The organism is Luteibacter sp. HAY1-4A (assembly GCF_056755355.1).
In genome coordinates this window covers 62761-81463 of sequence record NZ_JBNDHZ010000015.1, presented here as the reverse complement: position 1 = coordinate 81463, position 18703 = coordinate 62761, and the positions used below count along the sequence as shown (strand labels likewise).

The following is an 18703-nucleotide window of genomic DNA, read 5'->3' as shown; positions in this document are numbered from 1 at the left end:
TTGTTCGGCACGTCGTTGCCTTGGGCATCGCGCACGGCGCTGATCACCGGGACTGTCGCGGTAGCGACGGTGACGGTGCGCACGTTGGACTCCGGCTGGCTGCCGTACTGGCCGACGGCCTTGAAGCTGTGATTGCCCACGGCCAGGCTGCTCACCGACAACGTCCACTGGCCGCTGCTGTTGACCGTAGCGGTGCCTTTGGAGGTGCTGCCGTCGAAGAGCTCGACGGTCTGGCTGGCGAGGGCGGTGCCCAAGAGAGTGAGGGTGGTGTCGAAGGTGGTGCCGTTGTTCGGCACGTCGTTGCCTTGGGCATCGCGCACCGCGCTGATCACCGGGGCAGCGATCTGGCCACGTATTTCCAGGCGACGTCGGGCCGAGGTATAGGCATCCCCTTGGCGCTCCAGGGTGTAACCGATGGCGCAGGTGCCCTGGGCCAGTGGCGGGAACAGCGCGTTGGGCAGGGGAAAGGACAAGACCTGACCGTCGGCGGTGGCTACCTTCGGCTCAGTGGTGTGCTCCACGGGTGAGCCTTCGGCGGTGGTCCCGTCGAGGCGGACGGTGACGATGTCGTCTTGCTGCAGGCCGACCACTTTGGCGGTGATGTCACCGGTGCCCAACTCAGCGAGGTCGATGACCTTGCCGGCGTCGTCGACGGTGGGGGTGACCCAGGGGGGATCCAACACGTCAGGGTCTTCGACCTCCACCAGCGTCGGTGGCGACCACAGCGACCAGTTCCTGACGAGGTCATAGACCTGGTAGTCGACGTTGACGCCGACACCGAAGCCACCCGCGTCGATGACGGCGCGGTCGACGGGAAAGGTGTAAGGCCGCGATTCCTCCCCCGCCGGCACCGTATGTTTCAGTTCGTTGCCGTCCTTGCCCCAGCGCAGGGTGAGCCGGTCGCCTGCGGCTTTGTTCTGCCAGGGTGCGATGGTGACCGTGGCCGAGGCGGTGTCCGGCGCGATGACCAGCGGCTCCACCACAGGCGCGGCGAGGTTCTCGTTCTGATAGGGCGTGTCTGCCACCGGATCCATGCCCCCGGGCACGGCAAGCTTGAGGCGGATGGACAAGGGGTCAGAGGTGACGGGAAAGCCGAGAGCATTGGTAACCCTGGCAAACACGTCGTACAGGCCATCGGCGAGGGGGGCGAAGTTGATGGCCGGAACGAAAACCTCGACGACCTTGTCCTTGTCGGCGGCCGAGGCGTCGGTCTGGCCGAAGATGTCGTCGTTGACCAGGACAGCAAGGGTATCGCCGTCTACGAAGCCGTCCCAGGGTCCGACCTGCACCAGCACGTTGCCATCTGGATTGCGAAAGATGTCGCCATAGCCGAGGCCACCGTCGGTGGTATCGGGAATGCGAGGCGTGGGCAAGTCAGCCGCGGTGGCTCGGAAGAGTGGGGTGGTATTCATGGGTGCCTTCCTTGTGCGGCTTCGTTGGAACTGTTTTACCTTTGAACTTGCACGAACCCAGCCGGATCACGTCATTTCAACCGTTAGACTCTGTTCGGCGGTGTCCTTCACGGCAACCACTGTGCACTCGTGAAGGACGCCGCCTTTTTTACTGATATCTAAAGCGTTGGATGCTTTAGAGTTGCGTCACCGTGAAAGTTCGAGCGTCGGATTCAGCCTGACTGCCGTAACGCTCGCGGGCCGTGACGCTGTGCGGGCCCACGGCCACGCCGACCATCTCCGCAACCCAATAAAAACTGTTTCGGTCAACGGTGGCAGTGCCCTTGGACGTTGTGCCATCGAAGATTTCGACAATCTGGGCCCCCGGGCCATAGCCGGTGATGCGGATGGTGGTTTCGGCGGTTGTGCCTCCTTCTGGCAATGCTACGCCTCCTCCTAAAGTTCCTGCATACACGTTCAGGATCCGCAGGGTAGGAAAGTCAGCGACATACACGCCGAGCTCAGCCGATTCCGGGTTGACGTCATAGTTTCCCCGGGCCTTGAAGCTGTGGGGGCCCACGGCCAGGTCGTCCACCAGCAGAGTCCATTGGCCGTTGGCGTCCACGGTGGCGGTGCCTTTGGACGTAGCGTCATCGAAGAGCTCGACGGCCTCATTTGCGAGGGCGGTGCCCGAGAGGGTGACGGCGGTATCCAGCGTCGTGCCATTTACCAGTTCACCCAGGGAGTCACGCACGGACTTGATCACCGGATCGGTAGTGCCGACGACAATCACCTCGTATACGGCCGATTCCGGGTGGATGCTTTGGTAGTCGCGGAGTTTGAAGCTGTGGGACTCCATGGCCAGGTCATGCAACTGAAAAGTCCATTCGCCGCCGGCGTCGGCGGTGACGTTGCGAATGACCACGGCGCCATCCAGGAATTCAACTCGCCGGTTTGGCGCGGCGGTGCCCCAGAGGGTGAGGGTGGTGTCGGTCGTGACGCCCCCGTGGCTCACTTCGCCGGTCGTGTCCTGGACGGTGACAATGGCGAGCGTCTCGAGTGCCTGCGTGTTCCGCTCGGCTCGCTCGAGTGGACGAGGGTATGTGGTAAAACGGTGATAGAGTACCCAGCCTATAGGCGTGTCACGGTCGTTAGGGTCATCTGTATCGGCAGCGGTTCCCATCTCGCCGGTCTTTGGCACGATCGTAGACAACAAACCGTCTCCTGCCGGCGTGGTGCTCCAGGCAGGGACATTACCTGCATTACCTGGGGTCGGTGGATCGCCGTTGTAAGCGCTCCGAAATACTTCCCAATCTTCCAGGGACGGGACGCGTCCTGCAAGGTCGTTTGCTATTTTCAGGGCTCGTTGATAACTATAACGAAAGGCATCGGGATCCAATTCAAAGACGTTAGATACTTGGACGACATAGCTGGCGCTGTGTCCGACGGCATCCGTCACGGTAATGGTTGCCTGTCCATTCCTGAAGGACATGATGTAGCCGGTGTCGCGATCGATCTGTACGACGTCGGATGATGCGGCATAGGTATACGGCGGAGTGCCGTCGCTGGCAGCTCGCGTCGCCGTTGTGCCAGGAGGCGGTGCCGTGGGCGTGGCTAGTTGCAATCGAACCAACTTCCCGTCCAATCTGAGTATTGACGTGTCGATCTTCACGGGTTGCTTCACGGTGTTCATGGATGATCTCCTTATCGTGGTTTTACGTTCGAACTGCTTCCACATTTGAGCGTGCATGAATCCAGCCAGACTACGTTCCTGGTCGCGGCTCCACATCAAGGCCCAGGGTGTCGCATCCCAGAGCACCGTCAAAAGCATGTGGACGAGGGGCTGGATGGTGGACTGGTTGGATTGCCGATTGAATTATTGATTGCGGGCGCCTCCCTTGCGTATCGATGCGCTTCCGTTCGCTAACGTACTGCGACATACACCCAGGCCTGCTTAGCTATACCCGTACCTGCCTTGTTCTTCACCGTGTAGTCGAAGTGCGCCCGGCCGAAGTTGATCGGCAGGATTTTCTCGGTGGGAATGAGAATGTCGACGTAAACGGCGTCCACCGGCGGCGTAACCGTGTCGTCGCGTTTGGGAACGAGATCGTCCGGGACAACAAGATGGACCACGTCATGCTCGGATTCCGGAACGGGATCGCTTTCCGGAGGGCGCTCGGTGCCATCGAAACCAAGGAACTTCGCGCTTATCTCGTCGCCGACGGCCATGTTCACATACTGATAAATACGCACCGGCGTGCCGCCACCGCTGTTCGCCTCGTTGATATCGATAGTCGGCGGACTGTCCAATCCTTCCACCCACTTTGCTGCAGCAAGCAGGTCGCCTCCGCCTGGAACGTCCTTCGCGTCCATCACCTCGACAGTTTGTGTCGGTGACAGGGCGACATTGGGGAAGGGCACGTTCGCCAATGCCCGCGCAACGGTGTAGTGCACGTTCCACGTGCCGGGGCCGTGGGCCCGGAGAACGGCCGACGGGACCGTCCGTTTGACGTCCATGCCGATAGTTTCGACAACCGCTTCTTCATCTACGGCATCGCCGTCCCAATACAACTGGATGCGATCTCCGATGCGGAAGGCAGACACCGGTGGCTCTGTGGTCGTCATGCCCTTAATCGTCGCTATCGCATCGTTTTCCAGGTCGTCTCCCGGAATGACATTGACGGGGCCGCCACCTTGCACCGAAGGAGGAAACAGGTTTTCGTGTTCCGGCGTTTCCGGTTGCGGATCCTTGCCACCGGCACCGAAGAGATTTACTGACACTTCGGTGGGGGAGGCGGGTTCGCCGATAGGGTTGCCTGCCCTTTCGACACGGTAAGTGACCTCAGCGGCAACATCCATGTCCGCGTCGTGTGCAACGGCGAACCAGCCGTCGTATACCGTGCCGTAGGGCGCGGTGACGGTCATCAGGGGATCCTTGCCCACGTGCGAAGCATCGACGGGTACCGGTTGCGATTCATGACCGTTCCATCGCCAGACGATGGTGTCGCCGGCCACGATGTCCTGGTGGCCTGGGATATGGACGGTGACGCCGGTCACCGCACCGAAGACGTCCCGCGCGTCGCCGATGGTCAACAGACCGTCGGCGGCGCCGGGGACTCTTGGCGGAAGGAGGTTTTCGATGCCCTTGAGTGCGATGCGCAAACGTACTTCTTCGGACTGCCGTGAACGGTTGCCGGCGCGATCGACAACGTCGAAGGCAAAGGCGAACTTCCCGTCCGCGGCGGAACTGGCTCCCAACTCCTCCAGCAGGAAACGAGGGAAGCGAAGTTCCTTGTCGTAGCCCGCTTCGCCGTAGGCCACGTCTGCAACCACCGCAACGGACGCATCGTCGATCCTGGCCTGGATATGATCGCCAGCCTGCATATCGAAGTACGACACCACCGTCGCGGGCAGGTATTGGTTGCCCTCGCTATCCGTTGAGAGCCGGTCCGGTGTGACGCCGCCTGTATCGATCAGGGGGTCGAATAAAAGGTGAGCGATAGTTTCTCCGCCCGGTGCCGTGTAGTCGACGATGAACTGCTGATCGTCGGGCCCCGTGACGGTGTTGCCCGCGCCGGAGCGAAAAGTCACCCGATAGTTGATCCGGTAGATGCGCTCGTCCGTGCGGTCCGCCGGGCTCACCGGTAACGGAATGCAGGTGTCCCCGAGGAAGGGATCGACGAGGATGTCCCCACCTATGGGCCGTCCGTCATCGAGGAGTTGAACTGTATCCTTCGGCTTCATGATCAGTGGCTTATGCGCAAGCAAGAGCACGAGGGTATCGTTCCGCACGGAAGCAAGGAGGAGGTTGTCTGCCGGCATCCCCGCGGGGAGTGGGGCCAAGGCGGCCTGCGGTATCTGGAGCCGCTCCGTCACTTCGGTCGGCCTGGCGGACGCGGAGGAATCATCGCGAGAGGTTGTCATATGGCCGTCCTTGGCTGAAACCCTTGCGACTGTCCCGGCGGTGCAGCCGCCGGGACAGTCCATAACCGGCTTCAGGGATTGACACCAGGAAGGGTGCGTCCGTCGAGATCGAGCACCTGATCGTTGGACGTGATCGGGCCTGCGGCATTCTCCACCGTATAAGTGACGTGCGCATGGATCGCGCTCATGTGCGTCGGATCGGGGTCGAAGCCCAACAGCTTGTAGCCATTGATCGGAACGACTGTGTCCCCGGTAGTGCTTCCGATGGTAACCGGGATGTTCAGCATGTCGCGATCGGGCAACGGGTCTTCCGAAGCTCCTTCCTCGTGGACTTCGTATCCGAACAGCCCGTAGGCCTTCACGTTGATGACGACGGCGTCAGTGGTGTTCTGATTGTCGTAGTGCGGAATGACGAAATTGACGGTGTCCGTGGGGTTCGGAGCTTGCCGGATAGAAAGTATGAGCCGATCAGGTTCCGTCGGGTCAACGCCAAGTGCCGAGGGCACCTCTATGGGGGCAAGCGTGCCACCACCAGGAAGGCCATCCCGACCCACGACGGTCACTGTCTGCGAGGGAGATGATGATACATTCGGCCCATTCTCCTGGAGTGGTCTCGTCACGGTATAGCGAAGTGTTTTGCTGCCGGAGCCCTCGGCCTGGATGGTTTCCTTGGGCAGCGTCAGCTCGATGGGCTCGGCGGCCTCGACGTCGGCCGGACTAATGGGACGAGGATCGATCGTGCCACTCGCGTCGTATTGCACGTCTATGATGTCATCCAAGAGCAGCGTGCCGCTTGCGTCGACCATCTCCCAGGGAATGGTGACGGTGGCGTCCAGTTCGAAGCCGGCGAGCGAGATCGTATTCGGTTCATCGGTCGCCTCGCCGCTCTGCAACGTCGGTAGTCCGAGGTTTTCGTTCTCGGGCGTTTCAGGATCGGGGTCCACGCCGCCCGCCTGGTACAGGTTCACTTCCACATCGGCGCCCGTTTCCGTGCGGCCGGCCAGCATGTCCTTGCAGCGCTTGACACAATAGTGGACCGTGACCGGTACTGGCGTATCGTCTTGGGTGCCGCCTTCGACCCATGCGTCGAGGATGGGAGCATACGGCACACTGACGGGCGTGGGCTGGCCCACAATGGCCGCCGTGGGCCCGACCTTCATGTCGTCGCCCCACAGCACGTATATTTCGTCGCCGTCCAGGATGCCGGAATTCGCCGGAATAATGACCTTCAGGCCACCGGCTGCGCGGGCGTCTGCCTCGTCGATGACCTTGGGCTCGACGTCGTCGTCATAACTCGGCACCAACGGCGGGGCCAGATCGCGTATGGCTTCCTTGACAAGCACCTTGAGAAGCTTGGGGCGTGACTCTTGCGACCGGTTACCGGCTCGATCCACTATTTCGTATGAAAACTCTTTGTCACCGTCGCCCTGCGATTCGATGAAGGCCTGCGTGAAGTGAATATTCAGGTCATTACCATCGTTAGTACTGTGCAGGTCCTCTTCTTTCCCGTCGATGTAGCCGATGATTTGATCACCCGGCGCCAGGCCCGTGTAGCCGTCCACAGTCGCGAGCAAGTACGGTTCGTTGTTGCCGTCATCGATGATTGAGTCGACGGTGACAAATCCATCCGGAGCGTCCGGAAACTCCAGGTCCGCGAGAGTGGGGTCGCCCGGCCGCGTCAGGTCTATAACGTACTGCTGATCCGGTCCCGGGTGGTCATCTTGGTTTCCGCTGGTCAGTTTAATGATGTACCGGATGCGGTGCTGGCCCTCGCCGCCACGGTCTTCGATCAAAAGGGGAAAGTCTACGTAACCATTATCGAGATCTACAGCCTCGAATCTCTTGAATGTAGACAACCGCACTTCGTCGATTTCGAGCCAGGCGGAGTCGCGGATCTTGACCTCGAGTTCCGTTGGCAGGGGAAGGGGAATCCTGACCTGTATTTCCCTACCATTGGCCGCCGCGAGGAGCAAGTTGTCGGGCGGCGAGGGGGGCGGAGGCAATGGAGCGAGATCCGCAGCTGCGAATGTGAGTTCGGCAGTCAGGTCAACAGGCTCTTCGGCCGCGCTGCGCAAGGTGGCCCGTGGCTTCCAGCGGCGCGGTGCCCGGGGGTCGAATATGGGAGCGAACAGCTTCTGGCGCACCGTTTTGCCGACTTTACTCATGACATCATCCTCATCCTTGATGGGTTGCCGACCAGTCCATGGCACATGCGCTCTTGCGTGAGAATTCAACGGCAAGGTCCGGCCAGCGAGAAGCCTAACCGTGATGAGAGCCGCCAGCCATATGCCAAAGAGCGTAGGGCCGACGCGCCGGGATGGCGCCAATTCGGCAGGAATTGGGGAAAGGGTATGACGAATCCTGGGTATCTCCATTGAGATGCCATCGAGCCGGTGTAAAACGGGGAAGGTAGATTAGGAGTGCTCCTATAGAGCGGATTTCTCACGCTGTGCTGAACTATGAATCTGCCGCGACCTACTTCGCAGTTTGAAACATATCGTTCCGATCGAGGATCTTTGCCCATGACTCCGCAACGAAACGCAGGCTATTGGTTCGTGTTCGCTTCCGCCTTGTGGTTTCCCTTTGACGGTGCGCACGCACGGATTCTCAACCCCGGGGAGTCCGCCACCGTGAGGCCGAGGGATGAGGCGGAAACCTGGACCGTACCCGGATCGGCAGCACTCACATTGCTCGCGGGCTCTTCGGCGTTGGGTGTTCGCGTCACCGGCGGCCGGATAAGCACCGCCAATGGCGCCAGCATCGTGGGGTCATTCGAGGGACTCTTCCTGAGTAGCGGCGCCCAGGCGACCCTCGTCAACACGGATGTGGACGGCTCCGCGGGTATCGGATTGGTTATTTCCAGGACGGGCTCGAACACCGCTATCTCGACGGCCACGGTAAAGGGAGGATCGCTGCGTGGTGACATTTTTGGGGCCAGCGTGGCGGCGGACGGCGTCCTGACGCTGGACGGCGTTAGTGTCAGTGGAACGGGAGACGGGTATGGAGTGGGGGCGCAGGTCTCGGCCGGCACGGTGAATGCGAACGATCAGTCGGAACTCCTGGGTGACCTCAATGGCGTTCTCATGATGACGGACGACCGCGGCGGCCCTGTCGGCGGCGCATTCTTGAATGTCGATGATTCCCGAGTCGAGGGCACCACGGGAAGCGGCATCTATGTCGACGTGATCGGCGCGGGCAAGACCACGGATGCCGTCATTCGCCTGTCCAACAACAGCTTGGTGCGGGGTGGCAACGGTATCGCCCTGGAAGGCGTGGCAGGCACAACCGTCGACATGTCGGTCGACCACAGCACGGTCGATGGCGACATTGTCATGGCGGACGGTGGGCGCGCCGTCGTCAATCTCTCGAATGGCGCGGTGATGAACGGGGCCGTGTCGGGCTCCGTCGCGCTTGGACTGGACACGGGCTCGGTATGGAATGTACGGAGTGATTCGGCCGTCGATTCGCTTGCCATGTCGGGCGGCACCCTGGCATTTTCCCCGGCGGCGGCTTCCCCCCTTTCGCTCGTCGTGCGAGGCGACCTTTCCGGAGAGGGTGGCGTCGTCACTCTCAGGACCACGATGAATGAAGGTGGTCCTCTCGCGAACCAGGTGACGGACCGCCTGCTGATCGAAGGAAATGTCACGACGAGCGGGCCCACCGTCATCGAAGTGGTACCGAACGGTTCGGGTGCGCTGACCGATACCAACCAGAACGGCATCATCGACGCGAACGAAGGCATTTCCCTGATCCAGGTGGCGGGTGAGTCACGCCGCGATGCGTTCGCCCTAAGCCGTGGATACGTGGCGGCCGGTCCCTGGCAGTACACGCTGCATGCGTTTGCTCCGGGAGAGGCCGATCCTTCGCAGAATGCCTTGCCATCGGGAGGCCTCAATTGGGACTACCGCCTGGGCAACAAGTTCGTTTGCGACGGCGACTGCAAGCCGCCGCCGGAAGATTGCAATACCGACGGCGAATGCGAAGAGGGTGGCGAGGGCCCAGGACCCGGACCCGGACCAGGTCCGGACGAGCCGGATCCGGACCCGGAAGTCGGCCGCGAGGCTGTCGTTCCGCAGCTGCCGTCGTACCTCTCCGCGCCCGCGGCCCTGCTCACCTATGGCGACATGATGAATGACGGTCTGCGCCAGCGCCTTGGCGACATCCGGCAGGGTACGTCGACCGATTCAGTGGGCGGCGAAATGTTCGCGCGCTACCTCGGCGGCCAGCTACGATACCAGTCGAACCTGTCGTTCCAGAAGTACGGGTATTCCTTCGACCAGCAGGTCAACGCGTTGCAACTGGGTGGCAGCCTCATCACCCTCGATGGCGACAACGGCACGCTGCGAGCGGGCTGGGCGGTGCACCACGGCACGACCCGTGTCACGCCGAAAGCAGTCGACGGCAACAGTTCGGCGAAGTATCGCGCGAACGGCGTCGCCGGATGGATCACATGGCAGCACGGCAGCGGCTTCTGGATGGACGGCGTGCTCAGCGCGACGCGTTACCACGGCGACGTGGGAACCGACCTGCGTGGCGCGGACGTCGGCCGCATTCGCGCCGATGGCTGGTCCATGTCGGTGGAGGCGGGCATGCCCTTTGCCCTGGGCAATGAATGGACGGTGGAACCGCGATTCCAGCTGAAGCACCAGTCGCTCAACTTCCGCAATTTCGTTGATGGTGACGACCTGGAAGTGAAGCTCGGCACGGCGAAGCAGACCACTGCCCGCGTGGGTGGCCGCCTCTCGCGCACGGCGAATCCGGTCTTCATGCCGTACGTGGGGCTTGATCTCACGCATACGAGCAATGGCGATCCGCGCGTTGACGTATCGAGCGAAGCATGGGACATCGCCGACCGCTTCGGATCGGGACGCGTCGGTAATGCCTATAGCGTCGCCGCGGGTGCGGTGAGCCAGTTGGGCCAGCACGTGCAGCTTTACGGCGAAGGCGCTTATCAGCATTTCGTCGGCAGCTACGGCATGCGCGGCTGGGCCGGTAACGTCGGTATCCGCGTCACCTTTTGAGTTTGCCCAAACCGGGGTGCAAGGACTGCGCCCCGGGGGCAATGGATGGCATTCAGCCACATCAGACGACACCTCGGCCGCGGGCGAGTGCGCTCCCTGCGCCTCCCTCCTGGCACGTCCCTGTGCAGTGTGCTCCTGCTTCATCCGTGGCGTCCCGACTGATGCCCGCCGCGGCTCGGGGTATCGAGAAGCTAGGCTATCCCCATGTAATGCAAAGGAAAATAGCCTATTGTCGTAGGTGTGAGTGTCCGATTGCGGACACTTCGGCACCACCGGCATGCGCGTTTTCGTCCGTCTTCGGACAAGAGCCCGGAGCGGCGCGGCTATTTGTGAGTTACATTCCCGACACAGTGTCCGGAATCGGACAGCAGCAATTTTTCCGACGTGAACGAATGCCAAACGCGGCGCTGTTCATTGGATTGCAATCAACCAGAGTGCCGCGCCCTGCACCGGTGCCGCGGTCCAATGCACGCGATACGTACCCGCGCGTTCCACCTGCCGCCAGGCGACCGCGCCCTGCACGCCGCTTTCGTCCGGTAACTCGGTAAACGCGTCGATCAAGGCGAACCCGTCGCCGGGAGTGACGGTCATGCGCTTCACGCCACCGTCGCCCCACCAGAAGGCGAGCAGGGTCGCGGGGCCATCCACATGCACCTCGTCGCTGGCTACGACCAGCGACGGCTCGGCATACGACTGCGCCATGGCCTGCACGCGCGTCGCGTTGCGCACTTCCACGAAGGGAAGCGATAGCTCGCCCGCCGGCTCGCCGCGCTTGTCGATCGACACCGTATGCGCCGACCCACCCTTGCCACCCACCGCCACGTAGCCCTGTACGGCGAAGCGGTCGCCGTAGTTCGCGTAGTTCATGGCATGGCCCAGCGAACGCCAGCGGTTGCGATAGCTGTCGGTGGGCGTCGCGCCGTTGCTGGCGTAGCCCGCGTTGAACGCGATGAAGACGCTGCCGGCCGGTTGCGTGTCCACGCCTGGGGTTACGGCCGGACTTACACCCAATCCTTCCCCCTGGCCCAGGAAGACGTGCGCTCCGAGCGCGGGCGCTGGCGTAGGTGGCTTGGCGGCCGGGGTGGCCAGGATTGCCGCGGCCATGGCGAGGAGCGGGAGGAAAGGCATGGCGATGCTCCAAAAGTGATACTTGTAAGCGCCAGCGGCGTGAGCGACGCTTGCGCAAGCGAGCCCCGGACCTGACGGTACGTCACGTGCGCCGCCGCAGGGGACATTCTGGTGACCGACGAAACCGACTTCATCGATCTGTACGGCAAGTTGCGCCTGGAGCCCGGCTGCTCGCTGGACGACTTCAAGCGTGCGTATCGCCGCCATGTGTCGATGTGGCATCCCGACCGGCGGCCGGGTACGCGCGCAGACGCGCTGGCTGCGGCACGGTTGCAGCGGTTGACCGCGCAATACGGTGCGGCCATGGATTTCCATCGCCGGCATGGCCGTCTTCCCGGTGCGCCGATCACGGCGCGCGACACGGAGAGTACGCGCCAGCAAGCGGAACCCATCGCGCCACCTTTGTCCGCTTCACCACCACCCCGTAGGGCAGCACCGCGCATACAAGCCATGCATCTGTGGGCTGCGGCACTCGTGGTCACGGGCACGATGCTGGTGTGGTCGCTTTGGCCCGAGCGGGAGGCGGTGGAGACGGAAGTGCGCCAGGTGCCTGTCCGGGTGGAGCCGAAGGTGTCAGCCACGCTTCCGATGCTTACGCTCGGCATGACGCAGGACGAGGTGCTCGCCATCGAAGGCGAGCCCACGCGCCGCGGCGAGGACCGATGGGAATACGGTCCTTCGTGGGTGCGTTTCGAGGCGGATTCGCTCGTGGACTGGCACAGTTCGCCGCTGCGCGCATTGCACACCGGCACGTCGCGTCCGCAGCCCTGAGCGGTTCCCGCCGTCACCGCGCCCCGCGACCGAACAGCACCACCTCCACCGTCTCGATGAGGATCACCATGTCGAGGAAGAGGTTGTGGTTCTTGACGTAGAAGAGGTCGTACTTGAGCTTTTCGGCCGCATCTTCCTCGGAAGCACCATACGGATAGCTCAGCTGCGCCCATCCGGCCAGACCGGGCTTGATGCTGTGGCGCAGGCTGTAGAAACGGATCTTGGCTTCCAGGTCGGTCACGAACTGCGGCCGCTCGGGACGCGGTCCCACGATGCTCATGTCGCCGCGGATCACGTTCCATAGCTGCGGCAATTCGTCGAAGCGAAGCTTGCGGCAGATGCGCCCCACGCGCGTCACCCTGTCGTCGTTGCTCGACGCCCAGCGCGCGATGCCATCTAGTTCCGCATCGGTACGCATGCTGCGGAACTTGTAGAGCCAGAAGGTCTTCCCATGCTCGCCCACGCGCTCCTGGCGGTAGAAAATGGGCTGACCGCGTCCGGATTCGATGCGTATCGCCAGGGCCACACCGAGCATGATCGGCCAGCAGAGCAGGGCGATGCACGCCGAGGCCGTGAGGTCGAAGGCGCGCTTCAGGAACACGGCCACCGGCGTCGCATTGAAACCACCGGAAAATACCAGCCAGGACGGATCGAGCATGGTGAGCTGCACGCGGCCGGCCTCGCGCTCCACGAACGTGGTGAGGTCGGTGATCTGCACGCCGAGCTGGCGACAGGCCAGCAGTTCGTCCATCGGCAGGCTTCCCCTGCGATCGTCCACGCCGACGACGATCTCGTCCAGGCGCTCCCGCCGCGCGAGGTCGGCGAGCGAGCCCGCCGGCGTCACGAGCAGGGTCTTGGGAATGGCGACGGTTTCGTTCCATCCCTGCACATAGCCGAGGAGGCAGAATCCGCGGCGGTCCGAGCGGCGGCGCATGCGGTTGTGGATCTGCGCGGCACGTTCCCCGGCGCCCAGCACGAGGACACGGCGCTTCAGCGATTCCATCTCCACGAGGCGCATGAACAACGCACGGAAGGCCGCGGTGACGATGAAGGCGATGACGAGGGCCATGCCCAGCACGCCGCGGCCGACATAGGCCTGCGGTATCACGTAGTACCCGACCACGAGGGCCAGGCCGCCAAAGGCGAAGGCAATGGCATGCCGTGCCAGCTGGCCGCGCCAGCTCATGCGCAACGTGGCCCGGTACTCGCCGAGCGCCGCCATGCTCAGGAAGATCACGACGGCGAACATCGTGGCGCGGGCGGTCAACGAGTGTGTCGAGGCGGCCAGGTCTTCGGGCGAGGGCGCGAAGCGTATCCAGGTCGCGGCATTGAGCGACGCGGCAAGCAGCAGCAGTTCGCAGGAACCCATCAGCGTGAGCCAGCGCACGATCGGCTGTCTGAACAGGCGAATCATCGGTCGTCCCCTCGAAGCACGCGTTCACGCGCGTGCGGATAGGGAGAGGCTAGGCAGGTACGCTCGCGCTGTCGATTGCACTTCCGGACGGCACACGGCTAGTCCGAATGGCCGTCTCGTACCAGATGCAGGCGGATGTCGCGGATAGCGGGCGGTGCGGCAACGGCCGCGATCCAATAGGCGTTCCCCGGCAGGTTGCGCGTGCGGCACGGGGGGTAGTGCAGGGCATTCGCGGGCGGCATCAGCACATCGCCGGCCGTTGCCGCCATGGTGGAAGGATCGGTCAGGAGGCCCACGCCGAAGGCCTTCAGCAAGGCCTCCTTGCGTGTCCACAACTCGAGCAACGCGCGCGTCCGGTGTTCCACGTCAAGCACGGCCATGGTCGCGCACTCGTCGCGCGTGCAGAACACGGGCATGAGTGCCTCGAGATCGATGCGCGCCGGCCATTGTTCGATGTCCACACCCACCGTGGCGGCGGGGCAGATGGCGAAAGCGACGCGGTCGCCGCTGTGGCTGAGGCTGGTGGACAAGGCCGTTCCGGCCAGGCGGGGCTGGCCGTCGGCCGTGCACGCCAGCGGCACTTCGCGGGCGTCGATGCCGAGGCACACGCCCAGCGCGACGCGCCACACCGCATGTGCAAGCACGTAGGTGTCGCGATCGCGGCGAAAGTGGAAGCGCAACGCCCGGGCGCGCTCGCGGCGGTCGAGCACCGCCATGGCGCGTCGCACATGTGCCGCCATGGTGCGCGCGTCGAACACGACCACGCAGGCCTGATCGGCACGCGGCGGAGAGAAACCGGCACGACGAAGTGTGTCGCCCATGTAACAGGTAAAGCTCCCGTCCGCATCCGGCAGCGGCGGCGCGGCGAGCGCAGGGCGGGCGGTCGTCACAGTAACCCGCCGCTTGCGCCGAGCAGCACGCGCAGTTGTTCGGCCAGGCGCAGGCTGAGTGCCACGATGGTGAAGGTGGGAAAAGCCCAGCCGCCGGTCGGGAAAACCGAACTGCCGGCGACGTGCAGGTTGGACATGCCATGCACCTTTCCGTCGGGATCGACAACACCGGTGGCGGGATCCGCGGACATGCGAGTGGTACCCAGGTGGTGCGCGGTTCCGTGCACTTCCGGAGGTGCTTCGCCCATGGCCCACGCCGCGGGTTCGAAGCGTCCGTTACAGGCGGCCGCGAGCCGCTCGCCCGCGATCACCGTGGTGGTGCGCCACGTGTGCCTGTCGAGGTCGTTGAGCCGCCACTCCACGCGCACCCGGCGCAGCCCGAGGGCGTCGCGCGAATCACCGAGCAGCACACGACTGTCGCGTTGTGGCGCCTGCTCGAAGAAACCGACCAGTTCGGCGCGGTCGCTCCGTACCGTGGGGCGGTCCGCGATCTTCTGTGCCACGGCTTTCACCACGTCACCCACGTGCAGCCCCACGCGCATGGCGCTCACCACGAGGTTCTGCTGCACGGCGACAGCCGCGCCTCCCGGACCGTTCTGCAATGCGGCGTTGAGGCGCGCCTCCAGGAGCGTGGCCTCGTCGCGGCTGGGTGGCCGCAGCGCGGCGCGCACGTCACGCAGCGCACGGATGCCGCGCGGTATCTGGCCTTCCACCGCAAAGGGATGGACCCGTGCGTTGAGGCTGCGTCGCGCGCGTTGCGTCTGGAACGAGAGCCCGATCTCGGGCGAAAGCGGCGCCCGCACTTTGCCGATGGTGCGCTCGTAAGGCCGTGTGAGACGGTCGGGGTCGTCGGAGCGTACGACGCCGATGGCGCCGCTGGGATGATCCATGAAGTAACGCCCGACGAGGTCGCGGTCGTTACCGAGTCCCGTTGGCGCCACGCGGTCCGAGAGCAGCAGCAGGCGTGCGTTCTCGATACCGCCGGCCGCCAGCACGTAGTGCCTCGCGCGTATGTGGCCGCGGCGCCCGTCCAACGAGCCGATGCGGGCGCCGGTGACCGTGACGGCGTCGGCGGTCGCGTCGAGTTCCATCACGTTCGCGTGCAGCAGCAGGGTCACATTGGTGGCCTGGCGCAAGGTCTCGCGATACGCGGTGCCGAAGGTGATGGGGCTGCGCGCGAAGACGAAGTTCACCAGGGCTTCCGGGTCGAGGTCCAGCGGCCGGCGCGGTGGCGGGCCGTCGAAATGGCCCGGTCCGAAGCCGTGCGCCGGGTCGATCCGGCAGAATTCGCGCGCCTTTTCATACCAGGGCGCCAGGTCGGCATAGCGCAACGGCCAGCCGCTGTCGGGTACCCAGTCGCGGGCAACGAGATCGTCGTCGGAGAAGGGAATGCAGCCGCCGCCCCACAGGGTGCAGCTGCCCCCGAGGACGCGCATGCGCGACGTTCCGGCGTCGAGATCCAGGTCGCCTCCGGACTCGCCATCGTAGAGCGACTGGCTGCGATCCTCGCCGGAGAGTCCGCCGCCCTCGACAAGACAAACGGTAAACGGCGAGCCGGCGAAAGCTCGGGCGATGGCGATGCCGGCGGGGCCGCCGCCGATGATGCACAGGTCGGCGCGGTAATCGCCGGGAGCATGCGGGTCGAGATAGTCGATGATCACCGCGGGTCTCCGGGTGGAAAGGTGCCGCCGTTCACGGCGGTCGTGTTCTTGGGGCGAAGCGTCCTATGCACGGTAATACCCGCGATACCAGTCCACGAAGCGCGGCACGCCCTCATGCACGTCCACTTTCGGCGCATGGCCGGTGGCTTGCACGAGGGCGGACACGTTGGCCTCGGTGTCCGGCACGTCCCCGGGTTGCAAGGGCAGCATCTCCAGGCGCGCGGTCTTGCCGAGGCACTTTTCCAGCACTTCGATGTAACGCAGGAGTTCCACCGGCTTCTCGTTGCCGATGTTGAAGATCCGGTAAGGCGCGACCCCGCTGGTGCCGGGGTCGGGCCGCTCGCCCGACCAATGCGGCTCCGGAGCGGGTATGCGATCGAGGATGCCGACGACGCCGTCCGCGATGTCGTCGACGTACGTGAAGCTGCGCTTGTGCCGGCCATGGTTGAACACGCGTACGGGTTCCCCGGCGAGGATGGCCCGGGTGAACAGGAATAGCGCCATGTCGGGGCGCCCCCAGGGGCCGTAGACAGTGAAGAAACGAAGCCCGGTGCAGGGCAGGCCATAAAGATGGGCATAGGCGTGCGCCATCTGCTCGTTGGCCTTCTTCGTCGCGGCGTACAGCGTCAGCGGATGTTCCGTGGGCTGGTGTTCGGAAAACGGCATGCGTGTATTCGCGCCGTAGACGGAACTGGTGGAGGCGAAGACCAGGTGCTCCACGTCGTGTCGGCGGCAGCCCTCCACCACGTGCAGGAAGCCCGTGACGTTGCTCGACACGTAGATGTGCGGGTTTTCCGCGGCGTAGCGTACGCCCGCCTGTGCGGCAAGGTGCACCACGCGCCGGGGCCGGTGGGTGGCGAAAACCTGTTCCATCGCCTCGCGGTCGGACAGGTCCGCATGCACATGCGTATATCCCGGCAGCGCCTGGAGGCGGGCCAGGCGCGCCTTCTTCAAGCCGACGTCGTAGTAGTCGGAAAGGTTGTCGAGGCCGACGACCTCGTCGCCACGCTCGAGCAGGCGGGTCGCCACATGGGAGCCGATGAAGCCCGCGGTGCCGGTGACCAGGATCTTCATGCGGCGTCCATGCGTCAGAGCCGGCCGTCCACTGCGTCGCGGGGCAGCACGTATTTCACGTCGTACACCACGGAGAGGGGCTTGCCGAAGGCGCGGATGCCCGCCGCGCCCAGCGCGACGAACTCGCGATGGCCCACGGCCACCACGATCGCGTCGTACGCGCCGTGGGCCGGTTCGGCCACCGGGTCGATGTCGTATTCGTGCCGTGCCTCGCTGGCGCGCACCCAGGGATCGTGCACGTCCACCGCCACGCCGTAGCCGCCCAGGGCGCCGACGATGTCGACGACGCGGGTGTTGCGCAGGTCGGGACAGTTTTCCTTGAACGCCAGGCCGAGCACCAGCACCCGCGCGTGCACCGGGTTGATGCCTTTGCGCACCATCAGCTTCACCAGCTCGCCGGCGATGTACGGCCCCATGCCGTCGTTCGTGCGCCGCCCGGCGAGGATCACGTCCGGATGGTGGCCCACCTGCTGCGCCTTGTGCGTGAGGTAGTAAGGATCGACGCTGATGCAGTGGCCGCCGACCAGGCCGGGGCGGAAGGGAAGGAAGTTCCACTTGGTGCCTGCGGCTTCGAGTACCTCGAGGGTGTCGATGCCCAGCTTGTTGAAAAGGATGGCCAGGTCGTTCACCAGCGCGATGTTGAGGTCGCGCTGGGTGTTCTCGATGACCTTTGCCGCTTCGGCCACCTTGAGCGAACTGGCACGATGGGTGCCCGCGCCGATCACGGACCGGTACAGGGCATCGACGAAGTCCGCGGCTTCCGGCGTGGAACCCGAGGTCACCTTCAGGATGCTGCTTACGCGATGGGTCTTGTCGCCCGGGTTGATGCGCTCAGGGCTGTAGCCCGCGAAGAAGTCGCGGTTGAAGGTGAGCCCGGAGCCGCGTTCTAGCACGGGAACGCAGACCTCTTCGGTGCAACCCGGGTAGACGGTGGATTCGTACACCACCACGTCGCCGCGCTTGAGCACTTTCGCCAGGGTCTCGCTCGCCCGCAGTAGCGGTGTCAGGTCCGGGCGGCGCGCCTCGTCGATCGGCGTGGGCACCGTCACGATGTACACATCGCAGGCCGCCAGGTCGTCCAGGCTGCATGAAAAACGCAGGCGGGAGGCCGCGGCCAGCTCGTCGGCGTCCACTTCCAGGGTGGCGTCGTGGCCGGTGCGCAGTTCGTCGATGCGCTCGGCGCGAATGTCGAAGCCGAGCGTGGCGTAGCGCTTGCCGAACTCGACCGCCAGGGGCAGTCCCACATAGCCGAGTCCGACAATGCCCAAACGAACACCGTCCAGGGGCCGGTCCAGAAGCCCGGCGGGCACATCCCACGGACGCGCGTTCGCTACGGATTCAGCCACGCCGGCGGGGCCGGCGGCTGCTGTGCGGCTTTCTGTGTCCATGCCCGCGTTTACCCCTTTCGCATCGAAAAACCCCGTCTGGC

The 18703-nt window shown here is 64.2% G+C and carries 12 protein-coding genes; 2 read left to right on the top strand and 10 right to left on the bottom strand.

The window, feature by feature from the left end:
• The 4 genes from ACPYOD_RS07110 to ACPYOD_RS07095 all read right to left on the bottom strand — a co-directional run.
• On the bottom strand, positions 1 to 1412 hold a 1412-nt coding region (locus ACPYOD_RS07110), incomplete at its 3' end, for an Ig-like domain-containing protein (RefSeq protein WP_481301036.1).
• 175 nt (positions 1413 to 1587) lie between these two features.
• Positions 1588 to 3084 carry a hypothetical protein gene (locus ACPYOD_RS07105; RefSeq protein ID WP_481301035.1) on the bottom strand — a complete coding sequence of 499 codons (1497 nt, stop codon included), beginning with the start codon at positions 3082 to 3084 and terminating at the stop codon, positions 1588 to 1590.
• A gap of 230 nt (positions 3085 to 3314) precedes the next feature.
• Positions 3315 to 5315, bottom strand: a complete 2001-nt coding sequence (locus tag ACPYOD_RS07100; RefSeq protein ID WP_481301034.1) for a hypothetical protein — start codon at positions 5313 to 5315, stop codon at positions 3315 to 3317.
• Positions 5316 to 5386: 71 nt separating this feature from the next.
• The gene (locus ACPYOD_RS07095; protein ID WP_481301033.1) at positions 5387 to 7480 is read right to left on the bottom strand and encodes a hypothetical protein; all 2094 of its coding nucleotides are present in this window, start codon (positions 7478 to 7480) and stop codon (positions 5387 to 5389) included.
• A 357-nt stretch (positions 7481 to 7837) separates the two neighbouring features.
• Between ACPYOD_RS07095 and ACPYOD_RS07090 the strand changes: the two genes are divergently transcribed.
• Positions 7838 to 10336 (top strand): autotransporter family protein, encoded by a 2499-nt coding sequence (locus tag ACPYOD_RS07090; protein ID WP_481301032.1) that lies wholly within the window; start codon positions 7838 to 7840, stop codon positions 10334 to 10336.
• Positions 10337 to 10747: 411 nt separating this feature from the next.
• Here the strand turns inward: ACPYOD_RS07090 and ACPYOD_RS07085 are convergent, their stop codons facing one another.
• Complete coding sequence (locus ACPYOD_RS07085; RefSeq protein WP_481301031.1) at positions 10748 to 11464, bottom strand: hypothetical protein; 717 nt, start codon at positions 11462 to 11464, stop codon at positions 10748 to 10750.
• Between the two features lie 111 nt (positions 11465 to 11575).
• Between ACPYOD_RS07085 and ACPYOD_RS07080 the strand changes: the two genes are divergently transcribed.
• Positions 11576 to 12235 (top strand): hypothetical protein, encoded by a 660-nt coding sequence (locus tag ACPYOD_RS07080; RefSeq protein ID WP_481301030.1) that lies wholly within the window; start codon positions 11576 to 11578, stop codon positions 12233 to 12235.
• A 13-nt stretch (positions 12236 to 12248) separates the two neighbouring features.
• Here the strand turns inward: ACPYOD_RS07080 and ACPYOD_RS07075 are convergent, their stop codons facing one another.
• From ACPYOD_RS07075 to tviB, 5 genes are all read right to left on the bottom strand, one after another.
• Positions 12249 to 13649: a TIGR03013 family XrtA/PEP-CTERM system glycosyltransferase gene (locus ACPYOD_RS07075; protein ID WP_481301029.1), complete on the bottom strand. Its 1401-nt coding sequence runs from the start codon at positions 13647 to 13649 to the stop codon at positions 12249 to 12251.
• Between the two features lie 98 nt (positions 13650 to 13747).
• Positions 13748 to 14539 (bottom strand): 4'-phosphopantetheinyl transferase family protein, encoded by a 792-nt coding sequence (locus ACPYOD_RS07070; RefSeq protein WP_481301028.1) that lies wholly within the window; start codon positions 14537 to 14539, stop codon positions 13748 to 13750.
• The gene (locus ACPYOD_RS07065; protein ID WP_481301027.1) at positions 14536 to 16200 is read right to left on the bottom strand and encodes a GMC oxidoreductase; all 1665 of its coding nucleotides are present in this window, start codon (positions 16198 to 16200) and stop codon (positions 14536 to 14538) included. The genes ACPYOD_RS07070 and ACPYOD_RS07065 overlap by 4 nt, the downstream gene beginning before the upstream one ends.
• Before the next feature lie 63 nt (positions 16201 to 16263).
• Positions 16264 to 17274: an NAD-dependent epimerase gene (locus tag ACPYOD_RS07060; protein WP_481301026.1), complete on the bottom strand. Its 1011-nt coding sequence runs from the start codon at positions 17272 to 17274 to the stop codon at positions 16264 to 16266.
• Between the two features lie 14 nt (positions 17275 to 17288).
• Positions 17289 to 18557 (bottom strand): Vi polysaccharide biosynthesis UDP-N-acetylglucosamine C-6 dehydrogenase TviB, encoded by a 1269-nt coding sequence (gene tviB / locus ACPYOD_RS07055; protein ID WP_481301038.1) that lies wholly within the window; start codon positions 18555 to 18557, stop codon positions 17289 to 17291.
• Between the last annotated feature and the right edge of the window lie 146 nt (positions 18558 to 18703).